Below are 15,065 nucleotides of genomic sequence, written 5' to 3'. Positions count from 1 at the left end.
AAACGGCATGAGATTATGTGATCGTGATATTGAAACCTATTTGGATCAAGGCATTATTGCGCTTGAACCGCGTCCGAGCAATGACAAAATCAACGGCGCAACCGTTGATGTGCGTTTGGGCAATTCTTTCCGCGTGTTTCGTGAATACAACGCGCCTTATATTGATTTGAGCGGCGAACGCTCGGAAATCTCCGCCCAGTTGGAGCGCGTGATGAGCGAAGAGATCGTATTGAATGACGATGAAGCTTTTTTCCTGCACCCGGGCGTCTTGGCATTGGCGACCACCTACGAATCGGTCAAACTGCCGGCAAATGTGATCGGCTGGCTGGACGGGCGTTCTTCCTTGGCGCGTTTGGGGCTGATGGTGCACGTGACTGCCCACCGGATCGATCCGGGCTGGGAAGGCAAAATCGTGTTGGAATTCTTCAACTCCGGTAAATTGCCGTTGGCATTGCGCCCGAAAATGACGATTGGTGCGTTGAGTTTTGAAATTTTAAGCGGCGAAGCGGCACGCCCGTACAACAGCCGTAGCAACGCCAAGTACAAAAATCAGCAAGGTGCGGTCGCCAGCCGTATCAACGAGGACTAAAGCGCGATGGGGCAGCCATGGTGGAAGCGGCGGGTGCTGTATCCGGTTCTGCTTGGAACTGCCTCACTGTCGTTTTTAACCTATTATCAGCTTGGCACATTTGAACGAAAAATCACCGCTGAATTGCGCCGATTGCCTGATTTTCAATTTCAACAAGCGCAATTGAATTATTTTCCCTCGCCGACACTGCAGTTAAAACAAGCGCAATATCACTATCAGGATTGGCAATTTTCGGCGCAACAAGTCGAATTGCAATTCGGTTGGCGGTCATTACTCACCTTTTCCCCGAAAGTAAAACAAGTACAGCTCAGCGGTGGCAATGTGTATTCGGCACAGCAGTTGCAATTCGCCGATTTAACGCTTGTCTTGAGCGAGATTGCTCCGAATTACCAAGCGGCGAAAGTGGATTTAACCGCGCAAAACCGGCGGCAAGATGAATGGCGGTTAAGTGCGGTGGCGCAGCGTTTCCCGAATGGAATCGAGTTATACCAAACCGAGCTGAACGCCGAGATGGCAGAGGACTATTTTTTGAACAACCGCAGGTTGCGGTTTATGGCGGAAAAAGTTTCGTTGTCTGAACAACAAAATTCGTGGCAACTGACGTTACAACAGGCAAGATTAAATCAGTTAAATATTCAAAGTGCGGTCTTGCATTATGCTTTGCCCGCGCAAGTGACGCAGAAACCGCACTTGCAGTTGGTATTGCGCCAAGCACAGGGTAGTTTGCACGTTCAGGCTGTACGGCAAAATAACGCAAACCGATTGCAATTAAAAGCGAGAGGCTTGGCGTTGCAACCTTGGCTGGCATTTTTACAACTGCCGGAATTGTTAGACGGCACGGCGGATTTTGACGGCAACGCACTGTTTGAGCAAGGCGTGTTGTATCAGGGTGACTTACGTTTGCGTGCCAGAGATACCGCACTTAACGGCTTGAACCTACTGGAAATGATTAGCCAATATTACCCGATTCGCCAAGGGGCGAAGCAATATGCCGATCGCATTGCCACCCCGTTTAAGCAGATAGATTTGGATCTGAATTGGGCGGATAATCGCTTGCGAATGAAACAGATCCAAGCGCAGGGCGAGGATTTGAATTTAAGCGGCAAAGGCGAGATGAACCTGACCGATTTCACTTGCCGTTTGGAGTTGCGGCTGTCGCCGACTCTGGCGGGCTATTCCCAATACCAATTGCCGGTCAGCTTGTTTGGCCCATGCCGTTCGCCGCAATACCGGATTAGCATTGATAAAAAATTGGGCAATCAACTGAAACGGTTGTTGAAAGAAAAATTGCAGGAAAAAGAGTAAGCGGGCTGGAAAAGAAAATCTAAATTGAACCGCGCTTTGCTGTGATGATTATCATCAAGCAAAGTGCGGTTTTTTTGCCTTATATCATGCTTACATTGCACCGATCCAATTCGGCAACGAAAGTGAAATCGCCGGAATATAGGTGATGGCGATGAGGAAGCCCAACATCAGTAATAACCATGGCGTTGCGGTTTTAATCACTTGCGGCAGGCTTAAACCGGTGATGGCGGAGGCGACAAACAGGTTTAACCCGACCGGCGGCGTGATCATGCCGATTTCCATATTCACCACCATGATAATCCCCAAGTGAATCGGATCAATGCCTAACTGCATTGCAATCGGGAACAGAATCGGCACCAAAATCAGGATAATCGCCGAGGGTTCCATAAATGCCCCGGCAATTAACAAGACGATATTCACCACGATCAGAAACTGCCACGGTTGCAGATCCATTTCCACCACAAGTGCGGTCAGTTGCTGCGGAATCTGCTCAGTCGTCAGCACGTGGGCGAACAACATCGCATTGGCGATGATGAACATCAGCATAATACTGAGTTTGCCGGCTTCCAACAGCACTTTCGGGCATTCTTTCAGTTTGATGTCTTTATACACAAACACCGCAACAAAGAAAGAATAGACCGCGGCGACGGCGGCGGCTTCGGTCGGCGTGAAAGCGCCGCTGTAAATACCGCCTAAAATAATCACCATTAAAATCAAGCCCCATAAGGCTTTGCGGGCGGAACTAAACCATTCTTTCACCGAGGCACGTGGTAATGCCGGCAGGTTTTTAACCCGTGCGACAATGTAGATCGCCACCATTAGTGCGCCGCCCAGTAACAACCCCGGAACAACCCCCGCCATAAACAAGCGACCGACCGAGCTTTCGGTTGCCGCGGCATAAACCACCATGACGATCGAGGGCGGGATTAAGATCCCTAATGTGCCGGCATTACAAATAATTCCGGTGCCAAACTCCATGGGATAACCGGAGCGTACCATGCCGGCAATCGCAATCGACCCGACCGCGGCAACGGTGGCGGGACTGGATCCGGAAAGCGCGGCAAACAGCATACACGCCAATACCGAAGCAATCGCCAAGCCGCCGCGGATATGTCCGACGGTGGCATTGGCAAAATCGATTAAACGGCGCGCCACGCCACCGGTGGTCATAAAAGCGCCCGCCAATAGGAAGAACGGAATCGCAAGCAGGGTGTAGTGTTCCGAGGTTTCGAACAGTTTGATTGCGACCGAGCTGATCGAATCCTGACTGAAAAAAATAATAATCAAGGAACCGGACAAGCCCAACGCCACTGCGACCGGAACGCCGATCAACATCAGGGCGAACAGGCAAATAAACAAAAAGATGACAGTCATAACGGCTCCTTAATGATTTTCTTCTTGTAATCTTATGGCGTCTTTGGCTTCATCCGCCAAGCCTAAATCACTCTGCTGACCTTTCAGCAAACGCACGAAAATTTCCGCGAAACGCATAAATACCATGCCGTAGCCGATAGGGATAATCAAGCCGATCTGCCAGAGCTGAATACCGAAATGCTGCAAATCTTCCGCCCCGATTTTTGCCTGAAACATTGCCGTGACCCATTCGATACTGGCATAGGCAATCATTGCGGCATAAATCAGACAGGCAAGACAAGCCAGCATGCTGATTTGACGCTGGATCGGCGCAGAGAATTTTTTCACCACCGCGTCAATGCCGATATGCCCGGCGGTGCGCACGCCATAGGAGGCGCCGAAAAAGATTAACATGGCAAAGAACAGCTTGGTTAAAGCAACGCTCCAAGTCATCTCTTGGGCGATATTAATGGAAAAATCCGCGATAGGCAGAAACAGCGATTCGAGCGACGGATAGGTATCTGCCAAATCATAGAACGGAGCATAGAGATTATTAAATAGTACATAGATAAAGGTCACAATCGTCATTAACGCCAGTGATAAGGCGATCATGATCTCTTCCATTTTTCCCCATAAGAATGCGAGCGACTTCATGGTAATTCCTTAAAACTTAACTCGAACAAGGTGCGGCTGGGAACCGCACTTTGTTCGGAATATTATTGTTTGTTGGAGGCTTCGGCAGCTTGGATTAGCTCGGCACCGATTGCGCCTTCAAATTTTTTCCAGACCGGACGCATTGCTTCACGCCATTGCGCTCTCTCTTCCGGCGTCAAGATGATAATCTCAGTGGTTTTGGCATCCAGGATTTTTTGTTTATCGGCTAAGTTGAATTCATGGGATTTTTTATTCACTTCATCACTGACTTGCTGCATGATTTCACTTAATCCGGCACGCAATTCAGGGTTTAAACCGTCCCAGAATTTGGTGTTGACGATCACCATATACGACAGCAAACCGTGGTTGGATTCGGTGATGTATTTTTGTACCTCATGGATTTTTTGCGAATAGATGTTGGAGTACGGATTCTCCGCGCCGTTCACCACGCCGGTTTGCAAACCTTGGTACATTTCGCTGAATGCCATTTTACGCGGTACGGCATTTAACTGTTTGAATTGGGCGTCCAACACTTCGGAGTTTTGCACCCGGAATTTCTGTCCGCGCGCATCACGCGGCACACGCAAGGCTTTATTTGCCGATAACTGTTTCAAGTCATTATTCCAATAACCTAAGCCGGTGATACCTTTATCGATCATGCTGTTCAACAGGCTTTTACCGGCTTCGCTTTTTTCAAAGCGTTCTACTGCGGTAATGTCGTCAAATAAGAATGGCAAATCAAAGACTTGAATTTGCGGCGCATATTTATCAAATTTTGCCAACGAAGGCGCAAGCATTTGTACATTGTTTAACAATAACGCTTCCATCTCTTTGCCGTCACCGTACAGCGAGGAGTTGGAATACACTTCGACTTTCACTTGACCCGGATATTTTTCTTCCGCTAATTTTTTAAAGAGCAGCGCACCTTGTCCTTTCGGGGTTTCATCGGCGACAACGTGTGAAAATTTGATGACCACCGGCTCGGCAGCAAAGGCATTGACTGAAGCAAGCAGTGCTAATGCACTGGCAGAAGACAGAATTTTGAACCAGGTATTCTTCAGTTTCATAGGGAGATCCTTTTGTTAGGGTGAAAAAGAGAGGGAGACTACAGCTGCTAAGATAGGGAATAACGATTTTTTAGTAAATCAGATTTTTATCAAATATTGATCTGGTTCACGAAAAATTAACATTTTTTTTACAGAAAATAAGATTTTTCCGCAAAGTAAATTGAAAATTTAGTGCTTTTATAGTCACTTTGGTTATTATAAAATATTTAAATTATTTAGCGTGTAAAGGAGTTGCTATGCGAAATTTCACAGAAATAGAAGAATCGATCAAACAATGTGCGCAATCCGAGCCGGATCTGCCGTTAGAAAAAGTGTTATTGTTGCGTTTGTTATTACACTCTACCAGCAGTTATTTGGAACACCGCAACCGTTTATTAAAACAATTTGATTTGAACGATACCTTGTTTATGGCATTGGTGGTGCTGTATACCCAACCGAATCATGCCATTCAACCGTCGAAGCTGAGTGATATTTTGGGATCCTCGCGCACCAATGCGACGCGAATCTCCGATGAATTGGTCGGAAGAAAGTGGATTGAGCGGGTGGTGAGCAGCAGTGATCGCCGTTGTTTTGAATTGAAGTTAACCGACTATGGCAAAGACTTTATCAAAGCGCGCTTGCCGCAGCAGTGGCAGAATATCCATGAAGTATTTCGCGGGATCTCGGTGGAGGAAATGCAGCAATTGTCTGCCATTTTGTATAAAATCGTGGCAAATGTGAACGGGAAGAAGTAATAAATTGGGCGTTTCGCCCAATTTAATTAAACGTTTAAGAATTGTTGCGTGGTTTCGGCGGCTTGCTGCAACAGCGCTTGCCGCTCGGTATCACTTATCAGATGAATATCGCCGAAAAGGCTATGCCGAATCTCGTTAATGCCGCAATAGTTAAACAAGCCGTCCACCAGCGTGTCTTGCAGCGATTGCGCAAAACCGCACTTTTGGTAATCCTGCACATTGCTGCCGATTAAAATAAATTGCTGTAACCTTTTGCCGGACAGTAATCCCTGCGAGACGCCGTTTTCCGTTTTATAGGCAAAGCCGTGGGTTAAGACCCGATCCAAATAACCTTTTAAAATCGCCGGAAACCCCATCCACCATAGCGGATAAATCAAGCTGATCAAACCGGCTTGTTGCCACAGTTGTTGTTCGTGGCGGATTTCTTCCGGAATAATGCCTTGGTAAGCGGCTTGCAGCTCGGCATAAGACAGGATCGGATTGAAATTCAGACGGTACAGATCGCGAATTTGCGGATCGTAACCGCACTTTTTGCCGGCATTCGCCACCGTATCGACCACGGCTTTGCTGAAACTGTGAAAATTGGGATGGGCATAAATAATCAGATGTTGCATATTGGCTTACTCCGACATTTTTTCGACGTTCAGGGTGATCCCGTTCACGGACTTGACTTTTACGACATCGCCCGTTTGAAGTTGTTCGCCTTTGATCCGCCAAGTGGTATCGCCAAAATGCGCGCGTCCGATATTATTTTGCTGGATTTCGGTAACAACTCCCCGCTGTCCCAACATCGCAATGCCGCGCTGGTTAAGTGCGGTATGCGGATCTTCTTGCTGATCCTTGCTATGCTGATAGCGCCACCAGATCACACTGGCAGCCACAGCCAATACTGCGAAAATAATCCAATCCCAAGCGAGGGGAATGGCGATAACCGCATTCAGAATTCCGACAACGAAAGCGGCAAGTCCCCACCATAACAGGAAAATTCCCGGAATAACGGCTTCGCCAATTAGCAACACAAAACCGAAAACCAGCCAATACCAGAACGCCCAAGTGTTAAACCATTCCATTTGCCACCTCGTTTGTTTGCATTACTTGGTTGTTTTTAATAATTCGCTAATGCCGGCAATCGAACCAATCAGATTGCCCGCTTCCAACGGCATAAGAACCACTTTGCTGTTGTCGGCTTGTCCGATTTGCTGTAAGGCTTCGGTGTATTTTTGCGCGATAAAATAGTTGATCGCTTTGGTGTCGCCATGGGCAATCGCCTCGGAAACCATTTGCGTGGCTTTGGCTTCCGCTTCCGCCGCCCGTTCGCGAGCTTCCGCTTGCAAGAAGGCTTCTTGCCGTTCCCCTTCCGCTTGCAGAATGCGCGATTGTTTTTCCCCTTCGGCACGCAAAATAGCCGCTTGGCGAATTCCTTCCGCTTCCAAAATATCGGCACGTTTATTCCGTTCGGCTTTCATCTGCGCGTTCATCGAATCGATCAACTCTTTCGGCGGGCGCACGTCACGGATTTCGATCCGCGTGACTTTTACGCCCCATGGATTGGTGGCTTCATCGACAATCGTCAAGAGGCGGCTGTTAATCGAATCGCGCTGAGACAGCATTTCGTCCAACTCCATCGAACCGAGCACGGTACGGATATTGGTCAGGGTTAAGTTGATAATCGCTTGTTCCAAATGGTTGACTTCATACGCCGCATTGCGTGCGTCGACCACCTGCACGAAGCAGACCGCATCAATCGATACGTTGGCGTTATCTTTGGATATCACTTCTTGTGACGGAATATCCAACACCTGTTCCATCATGTTGATTTTACGCCCGACGCGATCGATAAACGGCACGATAAAATTTAAGCCGGGGGTTAATGTGCGGGTGTAGCGCCCGAAACGTTCGATTGTCCAGTGATAGCCCTGCGGCACGGTTTTGAGTGCGGAGAGCAGGGTGAAAATAACAAACAGAACAAAAAACAGGGCGACAACCGGCAGACCGTCTAAAAATTCCATAATTTCAGCTCCTTGATTGAGTTAAACATTAAACATCCGTTTGATAATAAGCGTAACCGCTTGCGTTTGCAATAAATTCAAAAGTGCGGTTGATACATTGCGGTTGATCTTCAAGGTGGTGCGACACAAACAGTAACTGGGTTTGGCTGTTGTCGATCAATTGTTCGATAAAGGTCAGCACCAGGTGGCGATTGATTCCGTCCAGCCCCATTAACGGTTCGTCCAAAATTAAAATCGGCGGGTGTTTCACCAGCGCGCGTGCAATCAGCAACAGGCGCTGTTGCCCCCAAGACAGCGAGCGGAACGGCGCATTGGCAAACGGCTGCATTTTAATCCGTTCCAGCCATTGTAACGCATTCAGGCGCAGACTGTCAGGAATCTTTTGATAAATGCCGATAGAGTCGAAATAACCGGAGACGATCACGTCCAGCGCACTGCAATTGACCTGATGATCCAAGTGCAATTGGTTGCTGAGAAAGCCGATTTTCTGTTTAATGTCCCATACGGTTTCGCCGCTACCGCGCTGTTTGCCGAAAATTTTCACCGCATTGCAAAAGGCTTGCGGGTGATCGCCGCTGATTAAAGACAACAAGGTTGATTTGCCGCAACCGTTCGGGCCTTTAATCCACCAATTTTCGCCCGTTTTGACTTGCCAGTTCAAACCGTTAAGTATGGTTTTTTCGCCGTAACGGACAGTGACGTTTTGCAGATCAAACACATATTCCAAGTGAGCGGGGAGGGTTTGCGGCGCTTGGGCGGCGGCGGGAACCGGTTGGCAGACCGCACTTTCGGCATTGCGCAGCTGTTGAAACACCGGGCTGGCGAGCATTTTAACCGCACTTGCCTGCTGTAGCAGTTTGCATTGGTTCAACATCGCAATACTGTCTGCTTGCGGCGGAATATCATTCAGGCGGTTGATAATTAAAATCACCGTCATTTGTTGGCACAGATCGGCTAATAATTGCTGCCAGAAAGTTTGCGAAGCGTGATCCAAGCCTTCAAACGGTTCGTCTAAAATCAGCAAGTGCGGTTGGCTGATTAAGGCGCTTGCCAGCAACACTTTGCGTCCTTCGCCGGTGGAGAGCAATTTGAACGGGCGATCCAATAGGGCGGTGATGTGCAATTTTTCCGCCAATTCGATTAATCCATGCTTGTCTGGTTGCCCGGCTAAAATCACTTCTGCCGCCGTTCTGCCGTGGTAATCCGGATCGACGCAGTCGTTATTCAGATCGCGGTAGATTTGCTCAATTAATTGTTGCTGTTGCTCGAACGATAACAGGCTGACCCGTTCAAAGTGATTGTGGTATGTCCCCGAATAAGGCGAATTTTTCTGCGCCAAAAATTTTGCCAGAGTGCTTTTGCCGCTGCCGTTATGCCCGACGATCACCGCAAATTCATGGCATTTAAGCTGAAAATCATCAATTTTCAGGCGTAGTTTACTGGTGATTTTTATTTCGGCTTGCTGTAATTGAATGGCTGACATCGATTTTCTCTACGAAATTAAGCTAAATAAAAAAGCGAATCCGCGCTGAACGATGGATTCGCTTTTTCAGGATTAGATAAAACTAACCGTTTTTGCGTTGTTCCGCAAGATCGGCCGCAGCGGTAAACACCACGTCAGTGGAGGAGTTCAAGGCGGTTTCGACCGAATCTTGAATCACACCGATAATAAAGCCAACGCCGATCACCTGCACCGCAATGTCATTCGGAATCCCGAACAGGCTACACGCCAACGGAATCAGCAATAATGAACCGCCGGCAACCCCGGAAGCACCGCAGGCACACACGCTGGCAACCACGCTGAGTAACAGTGCGGTAGCAAAGCTCACTTGAATGCCAAGGGTGGCGACGGCGGCTAAGGTTAATACCGTCACCGTTACCGCAGCACCGGCCATATTGATGGTGGCGCCCAACGGAATTGAAACGGAATAGACTTCTTCGCTCAAATTTAAGCGTTTTGCCAAGTTCATATTCACCGGAATATTGGCGGCGGAGCTACGGGTGAAGAAGGCGGTCAAGCCGCTTTCACGCACAGCGGTCCAAATCAATGGATACGGATTGCGGCGGATTTTCCAGAAGACCAGAATCGGGTTGATAACAAAGGCAACAAACAGCATTGAACCGACCAGCACATAAATCAGGCGGGCATAGGCACCTAATTCTTCCAGTCCTTTATCTGCCATTGCCGCGGCAACTAAACCGAAAACCCCGAACGGTGCGAAAGCGATCACGACTTTCACAATCATGGTGACCGCTTCCGCCAATTCATGAATAATCCGTTTGGTGCTGTCGGAAGCATGGCGTAATGCGATACCTAAACCGATTGCCCATGCCAGAATGCCGATATAATTCGCATTAAACAAGGCTTGAATCGGGTTGTCGACAATGTTCATCAGTACGGTGATAATCACATCACTGACATTTTGCGGCGGGCTTAATTGGGCGTCACCGGTCACCAACGTCAATTGGGTCGGGAACAGAAAGCTGGCGATCACCGCGGTCAATGCTGCCAAGAAGGTGCCGGCGATATACAAAATAATGATTGATTTCATTGTGCTGCTATTGTGTTCCGCCTCGCTTGGTTTACGGTTGGCGATTGCGGACAGCACCAGAATAAACACCAGAATCGGCGCAATGGCACGCAAGCCACGCACAAACAAGGTTCCTAAGATGCTGACGCTTTCGGCAAGATTGAAGCCGAGGCTCGGCGCGAGGGGATGAGTGATTAAACCGACGATGATCCCGAGTACGAGACCAATCGCGATTTTGGTAATCAAACTGCCTTGAAACAAAAGTTTGGTTAAAAAGTGATTTGAGTTACTCATAGTTTTCTTCTTTTTATGGTGGATGGAATTGTCTTTTTACATCGTCTCTGATACGAGATCGAACCTAAGATTAGCGCAAAATTTTTAAGAATAAAACATAAAATTAAATAAAGTCGGGTTTTATTGGGATTATGTCGGTTTTTGTCCGCTTTTTTTAACGATTTGCTAAAGTATTGCGGCTGATAAGGCGGTGTTTTTGATCTTGTTTGGATTTTTTCAGTATCATCCTAAAAAAACACTTGATTACTGTTTTTATATACAGTATAAATCACTGTATATAAAAACAGTGCGCTTGCGGGCAGTACCAACTTAATCACCAATCAGTTAAATGCAGAGGTTCGGAAATGTATAACGCAATGAATAATCAAGCAAACTTGAGTAATGGAAGTTATTCCTACCAACCAATGCCGTTATACGATGATCATCGGCAAAATCAGTTCCACTTTGATCAGCAAAGTGCGGTTAAATACAAAATGGATTTGAATTTATACTGTATTAAAAAACCCAAACAAACTTTTTTTATGCGCGTGACGAACCCGAATTTGACCTCATGGGGAATCGGGCAAGGCGATATGTTGGTGATTGAGGAGCAATCGCCGATCGAGCCGGGTGATTTAGTGGTGATAGAACAAGACAACGGTTTTCAATTATATGAATTTTTTTCCGCGCAAGCAGAAGCGTTGATCTTTTTTTCCTTGGATTCGAAACATGCCAATTTATATGTCGCTTCGTTGCAGGAATTGGCAATACGCGGGGTGGTAACCAATACCATTCACCAATTTCGCGGACGTAAAGCGGCATAAGATAATTTTTTGATTCCGGCTCAAGTTGCCTTGCTATCTATGCTATAGTAAGCAAAAAGTAAATCCCGCAATATTGAGTTTGGAGTAGTATTCATGTCTTGGTTGACGCAAATCTGGTCATTTAATCCGCCGTTGTTTTTGGTATTACTGTTTTTATTGCTTGCCATCTGGCTGTTTATGACCAATAAATTGCGTATGGATGCCGTCGCCTTACTGTTGATGATTGCATTTAGCCTGAGCGGGATTTTAACCGTGCCGGAAATCTTGAGCGGTTTCAGCGACCCGAATGTGATTTTGATTGCCTTACTGTTTGTGGTCGGCGAGGGGTTGCTGCGTACCGGGGTGGCATATCAAGTCAGCGAAGGGTTGATCAAGGCGGCAAAAAACAACGAAGTCAAAATTTTAGTGTTATTAATGTTGGCGGTTGCCGGACTTGGCGCATTTATGAGTTCAACCGGTATTGTCGCAATTTTTATTCCGGTGGTGCTGGCAATCTGCTCGCAGATGAATATTTCGCCGAAACGCCTGATGATGCCGTTGAGTATTGCGGGTTTGATCAGCGGGATGATGACTTTAATCGCCACCCCGCCCAATTTGATTGCCAATGCCGAATTAGTGCGTGCCGGGCAAGCGCCACTGAGTTTTTTTTCTTTTACGCCGATCGGCTTAATGGTGTTGGTATTGGGGATTGGCTATATGTTGGTGGCGCGTCGTTTGTTGGATCGCGGTGATAGTGGCGATCATACCAAAGCCAACTATAACCGCACTTCGATGAATGATTTGATTATCAGTTATCAATTGCAAGGGCGTTCTAAACAGGCATTGATTATGCCGGGTTCCCCCTTGATCGGCAAAACCCTGGATGAGCTGCACCTGCATTCCAAATACAATATTTTAGTGGTGGCGGTCGAACGCTGGCGGCGGATTCGGCATATTGTGGTTACCGCTTCCGCGTTAACCGAGCTGAATGAAAAAGATATCCTGTTGCTTGATTTGGCAGACAACGGTTTGGATTGGCTGTCTTTTTGTGAGCAATACAAACTTAAACCGATGGCGGTGCGCGGTAACTATTTTAGTGAGAAGTCGAAATCGGTGGGAATGGCAGAAATTTCTCCGATTCCGGAGAGTGTCAACTTAGGCAAAACGATCCGGCAAATTGAATTTCAAAATAAATACGGGCTGATTGTTGCCGGCGTCAAGCGCGGCAATAAATTGATTACCAGTGATCTCGGTGATGTGGAGATTAGCACCGGGGATCAATATCTGGTGATTGGTGAATGGAAACAGATCAATGAATTGCGCGGCAGTAATCAGGATTTTTTTATGCTGAATTATCCGAGCGAGATTGATCGGGTTGCACCGGCACTAAGCCAAGCGCCCCATGCGATTTTATCAGTGCTTACCATGGTTATTTTGATGGTGACGGGCTTAGTTCCGAATGTGATTGCGGCGTTGATTGCGTGTTTGATGATGGCAAAATTTCGCTGTATTGACGCACAAAGTGCCTATAATTCAGTACATTGGCCAAGTCTGATTCTGATTGTCGGCATGATGCCGTTTGCAATTGCATTGGATAAAACCGGTGGAATTGGTTTGGCAGTCAACGGCTTGTTGAATTTGGTCGGCGAGTGGGGGATTCATGCGATTTTGGTCAGTTTGTTTATTTTATGCGCCTCAGTCGGTTTGTTTATTTCCAATACTGCGACGGCAATTTTAATGACGCCGATCGCCGTGGCATTGGCAAACGAATTGCAGACGTCACCGCTGCCGTTTGTGATTACAGTTGCCGTTGCGGCTTCGGCTGCCTTTATGACTCCGGTTTCATCGCCGGTCAATACCATGGTGTTAGGGCCGGGCGGTTATAAATTCTCAGACTTCCTCAAAATCGGTGTGCCGTTTACCATTATTGTGATGGTTGCGACGGTGTTGGTCGTACCGATTTTATTTGGTTAAAATTGTCCGTAATATTTTCATTTTGGCAAACAAAAACCCGATAACGCAATGTGTTATCGGGTTTGTTAGGCTTTTAATCAGTGAAAGTGCGGTTACATCATGCCGCCCATTCCACCCATGCCGCCCATGCCTGCGCCCATATCCGGGGTTTCAGGTTTTGGTAACTCGGTGATCATACACTCGGTGGTGATCATCAAGCCGGCGATAGATGCTGCGAATTGTAACGCAGAACGGGTCACTTTGGTCGGATCTAAAATTCCCATTTCAACCATGTCGCCATACACTTCGGTCGCGGCGTTGTAACCGTAGTTGCCTTCACCGTCTTTCACGTTGCGTGCCACCACTGAGGCTTCTTCGCCGGCGTTGGTCACGATTTGACGTAATGGCGCTTCCATCGCGCGCAATGCCAGTTTGATCCCGACATTTTGCTCTTCGTTATCACCGGTCAAGTTGGCTAATTTTGCCGCTACGCGCACCAATGCCACGCCGCCGCCGGCAACCACGCCTTCCTCGACTGCAGCACGGGTTGCGTGCAACGCATCTTCAACACGCGCTTTTTTCTCTTTCATTTCCACTTCCGTTGCCGCACCGACTTTGATTACCGCAACGCCGCCTGCCAGTTTGGCAACGCGCTCTTGCAGTTTTTCACGGTCGTAATCGGAAGAAGATTCTTCGATTTGCTGACGAATTTGTGCCACACGTCCGCTGATTTGCGCTTGATCACCGATTCCGTCGATAATGGTGGTGTTGTCTTTGGTGATCACTACACGTTTGGCTTGACCCAATTCTTCGATCGTGGCTTTTTCCAGTTCCATCCCGATCTCTTCGGAAATCACGGTACCGGCGGTTAACACGGCAATATCTTGCAACATCGCTTTACGACGGTCACCAAAGCCCGGCGCTTTCACCGCAGCCACTTTCACGATCCCGCGCATGGTGTTGACCACCAAGGTTGCCAACGCTTCGCCTTCCACGTCTTCGGCGACGATAAACAGCGGTTTGCCTGCTTTGGCAACGGCTTCTAATACCGGCAATAATTCGCGGATATTAGAGATTTTTTTATCAACCAATAAAATGTACGGATTTTCCAATTCGACACTGCCGGTTTCCGGTTTGTTGATGAAATACGGCGATAAGTAACCGCGATCGAATTGCATACCTTCAACTACGTTTAACTCGTCTTCCAAGCCGCTGCCGTCTTCAACGGTAATCACGCCTTCTTTACCGACTTTGTCCATTGCTTCGGCGATTAATTTACCCACGATAGTGTCGGAGTTGGCAGAGATTGTACCCACTTGTTCAATCGCTTTCGAATCGGCACAAGGGACAGACAGTTTTTTCAACTCATCAACCGCAGCGACCACGGCTTTGTCGATCCCGCGTTTCAGATCCATCGGGTTCATTCCGGCGGCAACCGCTTTCAGCCCTTCATTGACAATCGCTTGCGCCAATACGGTTGCGGTGGTGGTGCCGTCACCGGCGGCATCGTTGGCTTTAGAGGCAACTTCTTTCACCATTTGCGCACCCATATTTTCGAATTTATCTTCCAATTCGATTTCACGAGCGACCGATACGCCGTCTTTGGTGATGGTTGGTGCGCCGAAGGCTTTATCCAACACCACGTTACGGCCTTTCGGGCCTAACGTTACTTTTACTGCATCTGCCAATACGTTCACGCCCGCCAACATTTTTACGCGAGCGTCGTTACCAAATTTAACGTCTTTTGCTGCCATGTTATATTCCTTTTATTTAAATAGTAATATTAAAATCAAT

General features: G+C 47.7%; 14 protein-coding genes. 5 read left to right on the top strand and 9 right to left on the bottom strand.

Going from position 1 to position 15,065, the window contains the following annotated elements; translation table 11 throughout:
- Positions 1–7: 7 nt before the first annotated feature.
- Entirely contained in the window at positions 8–589 is a 582-nt protein-coding gene (gene dcd / locus ACWA50_RS12670) for a dCTP deaminase (protein WP_431053082.1), read from the top strand.
- Positions 590–595: 6 nt separating this feature from the next.
- Positions 596–1,894, top strand: coding sequence for an AsmA-like C-terminal region-containing protein (locus ACWA50_RS12665; RefSeq protein WP_431053080.1), 1,299 nt, complete (start codon positions 596–598; stop codon positions 1,892–1,894).
- 90 nt (positions 1,895–1,984) lie between these two features.
- Here the strand turns inward: ACWA50_RS12665 and dctM are convergent, their stop codons facing one another.
- The 3 genes from dctM to ACWA50_RS12650 all read right to left on the bottom strand — a co-directional run bounded on the left by dctM (position 1,985) and on the right by ACWA50_RS12650 (position 4,968).
- Positions 1,985–3,268, bottom strand: coding sequence for a C4-dicarboxylate TRAP transporter large permease protein DctM (gene dctM / locus ACWA50_RS12660; RefSeq protein ID WP_431053078.1), 1,284 nt, complete (start codon positions 3,266–3,268; stop codon positions 1,985–1,987).
- Positions 3,269–3,277: 9 nt separating this feature from the next.
- On the bottom strand, positions 3,278–3,901 hold the full coding sequence (locus tag ACWA50_RS12655; protein WP_431053076.1) for a TRAP transporter small permease: 624 nt from the start codon (positions 3,899–3,901) through the stop codon (positions 3,278–3,280).
- A 62-nt stretch (positions 3,902–3,963) separates the two neighbouring features.
- Positions 3,964–4,968 carry a TRAP transporter substrate-binding protein gene (locus ACWA50_RS12650; RefSeq protein ID WP_431053074.1) on the bottom strand — a complete coding sequence of 335 codons (1,005 nt, stop codon included), beginning with the start codon at positions 4,966–4,968 and terminating at the stop codon, positions 3,964–3,966.
- A gap of 236 nt (positions 4,969–5,204) precedes the next feature.
- On the opposite strand from ACWA50_RS12650, the gene mprA reads away from it, so the two are divergent.
- A complete protein-coding gene (gene mprA / locus ACWA50_RS12645) occupies positions 5,205–5,702 on the top strand; it encodes a transcriptional repressor MprA (RefSeq protein ID WP_431053072.1) in 498 nt (165 codons plus the stop codon).
- Positions 5,703–5,728: 26 nt separating this feature from the next.
- Here mprA and ACWA50_RS12640 read toward each other — a convergent pair whose 3' ends face one another.
- The 5 genes from ACWA50_RS12640 to sstT form a co-directional block, all read right to left on the bottom strand.
- Entirely contained in the window at positions 5,729–6,316 is a 588-nt protein-coding gene (locus tag ACWA50_RS12640; RefSeq protein ID WP_431053070.1) for an NAD(P)H-dependent oxidoreductase, read from the bottom strand.
- A gap of 6 nt (positions 6,317–6,322) precedes the next feature.
- On the bottom strand, positions 6,323–6,772 hold the full coding sequence (locus ACWA50_RS12635; RefSeq protein WP_431053068.1) for an NfeD family protein: 450 nt from the start codon (positions 6,770–6,772) through the stop codon (positions 6,323–6,325).
- A 21-nt stretch (positions 6,773–6,793) separates the two neighbouring features.
- A complete protein-coding gene (locus tag ACWA50_RS12630; protein ID WP_431053066.1) occupies positions 6,794–7,711 on the bottom strand; it encodes an SPFH domain-containing protein in 918 nt (305 codons plus the stop codon).
- Between the two features lie 28 nt (positions 7,712–7,739).
- Positions 7,740–9,194, bottom strand: coding sequence for a molybdate ABC transporter ATP-binding protein ModF (gene modF, locus ACWA50_RS12625; RefSeq protein ID WP_431053064.1), 1,455 nt, complete (start codon positions 9,192–9,194; stop codon positions 7,740–7,742).
- Between the two features lie 82 nt (positions 9,195–9,276).
- Positions 9,277–10,536 carry a serine/threonine transporter SstT gene (gene sstT, locus ACWA50_RS12620; protein WP_431053062.1) on the bottom strand — a complete coding sequence of 420 codons (1,260 nt, stop codon included), beginning with the start codon at positions 10,534–10,536 and terminating at the stop codon, positions 9,277–9,279.
- A gap of 344 nt (positions 10,537–10,880) precedes the next feature.
- On the opposite strand from sstT, the gene ACWA50_RS12615 reads away from it, so the two are divergent.
- Positions 10,881–11,339, top strand: a complete 459-nt coding sequence (locus tag ACWA50_RS12615) for a LexA family protein (protein WP_431053060.1) — start codon at positions 10,881–10,883, stop codon at positions 11,337–11,339.
- A 93-nt stretch (positions 11,340–11,432) separates the two neighbouring features.
- The gene (locus tag ACWA50_RS12610) at positions 11,433–13,292 is read left to right on the top strand and encodes an SLC13 family permease (RefSeq protein ID WP_431053058.1); all 1,860 of its coding nucleotides are present in this window, start codon (positions 11,433–11,435) and stop codon (positions 13,290–13,292) included.
- A gap of 92 nt (positions 13,293–13,384) precedes the next feature.
- Here ACWA50_RS12610 and groL read toward each other — a convergent pair whose 3' ends face one another.
- Entirely contained in the window at positions 13,385–15,025 is a 1,641-nt protein-coding gene (gene groL, locus ACWA50_RS12605; protein ID WP_431053056.1) for a chaperonin GroEL, read from the bottom strand.
- Between the last annotated feature and the right edge of the window lie 40 nt (positions 15,026–15,065).

The sequence above is a fragment of the Testudinibacter sp. P17/SS/0325 genome (assembly GCF_053570765.1).
Note: the sequence above shows the minus strand (reverse complement) of the source record. Positions and strands in the feature narration are given on the sequence as shown.

Excerpts from the sequence above, each read along its gene's own strand:
- groL (WP_431053056.1), bottom strand. The coding sequence starts at position 15,025 with ATGGCAGCAAAAGACGTTAAATTTGGTAACGACGCTCGCGTAAAAATG.
- ACWA50_RS12650 (WP_431053074.1), bottom strand. The coding sequence starts at position 4,968 with ATGAAACTGAAGAATACCTGGTTCAAAATTCTGTCTTCTGCCAGTGCA.
- dctM (WP_431053078.1), bottom strand. The coding sequence starts at position 3,268 with ATGACTGTCATCTTTTTGTTTATTTGCCTGTTCGCCCTGATGTTGATC.
- ACWA50_RS12615 (WP_431053060.1), top strand. The coding sequence starts at position 10,881 with ATGTATAACGCAATGAATAATCAAGCAAACTTGAGTAATGGAAGTTAT.
- ACWA50_RS12635 (WP_431053068.1), bottom strand. The coding sequence starts at position 6,772 with ATGGAATGGTTTAACACTTGGGCGTTCTGGTATTGGCTGGTTTTCGGT.
- ACWA50_RS12640 (WP_431053070.1), bottom strand. The coding sequence starts at position 6,316 with ATGCAACATCTGATTATTTATGCCCATCCCAATTTTCACAGTTTCAGC.
- ACWA50_RS12665 (WP_431053080.1), top strand. The coding sequence starts at position 596 with ATGGGGCAGCCATGGTGGAAGCGGCGGGTGCTGTATCCGGTTCTGCTT.
- ACWA50_RS12630 (WP_431053066.1), bottom strand. The coding sequence starts at position 7,711 with ATGGAATTTTTAGACGGTCTGCCGGTTGTCGCCCTGTTTTTTGTTCTG.
- ACWA50_RS12610 (WP_431053058.1), top strand. The coding sequence starts at position 11,433 with ATGTCTTGGTTGACGCAAATCTGGTCATTTAATCCGCCGTTGTTTTTG.
- sstT (WP_431053062.1), bottom strand. The coding sequence starts at position 10,536 with ATGAGTAACTCAAATCACTTTTTAACCAAACTTTTGTTTCAAGGCAGT.
- modF (WP_431053064.1), bottom strand. The coding sequence starts at position 9,194 with ATGTCAGCCATTCAATTACAGCAAGCCGAAATAAAAATCACCAGTAAA.
- mprA (WP_431053072.1), top strand. The coding sequence starts at position 5,205 with ATGCGAAATTTCACAGAAATAGAAGAATCGATCAAACAATGTGCGCAA.
- dcd (WP_431053082.1), top strand. The coding sequence starts at position 8 with ATGAGATTATGTGATCGTGATATTGAAACCTATTTGGATCAAGGCATT.
- ACWA50_RS12655 (WP_431053076.1), bottom strand. The coding sequence starts at position 3,901 with ATGAAGTCGCTCGCATTCTTATGGGGAAAAATGGAAGAGATCATGATC.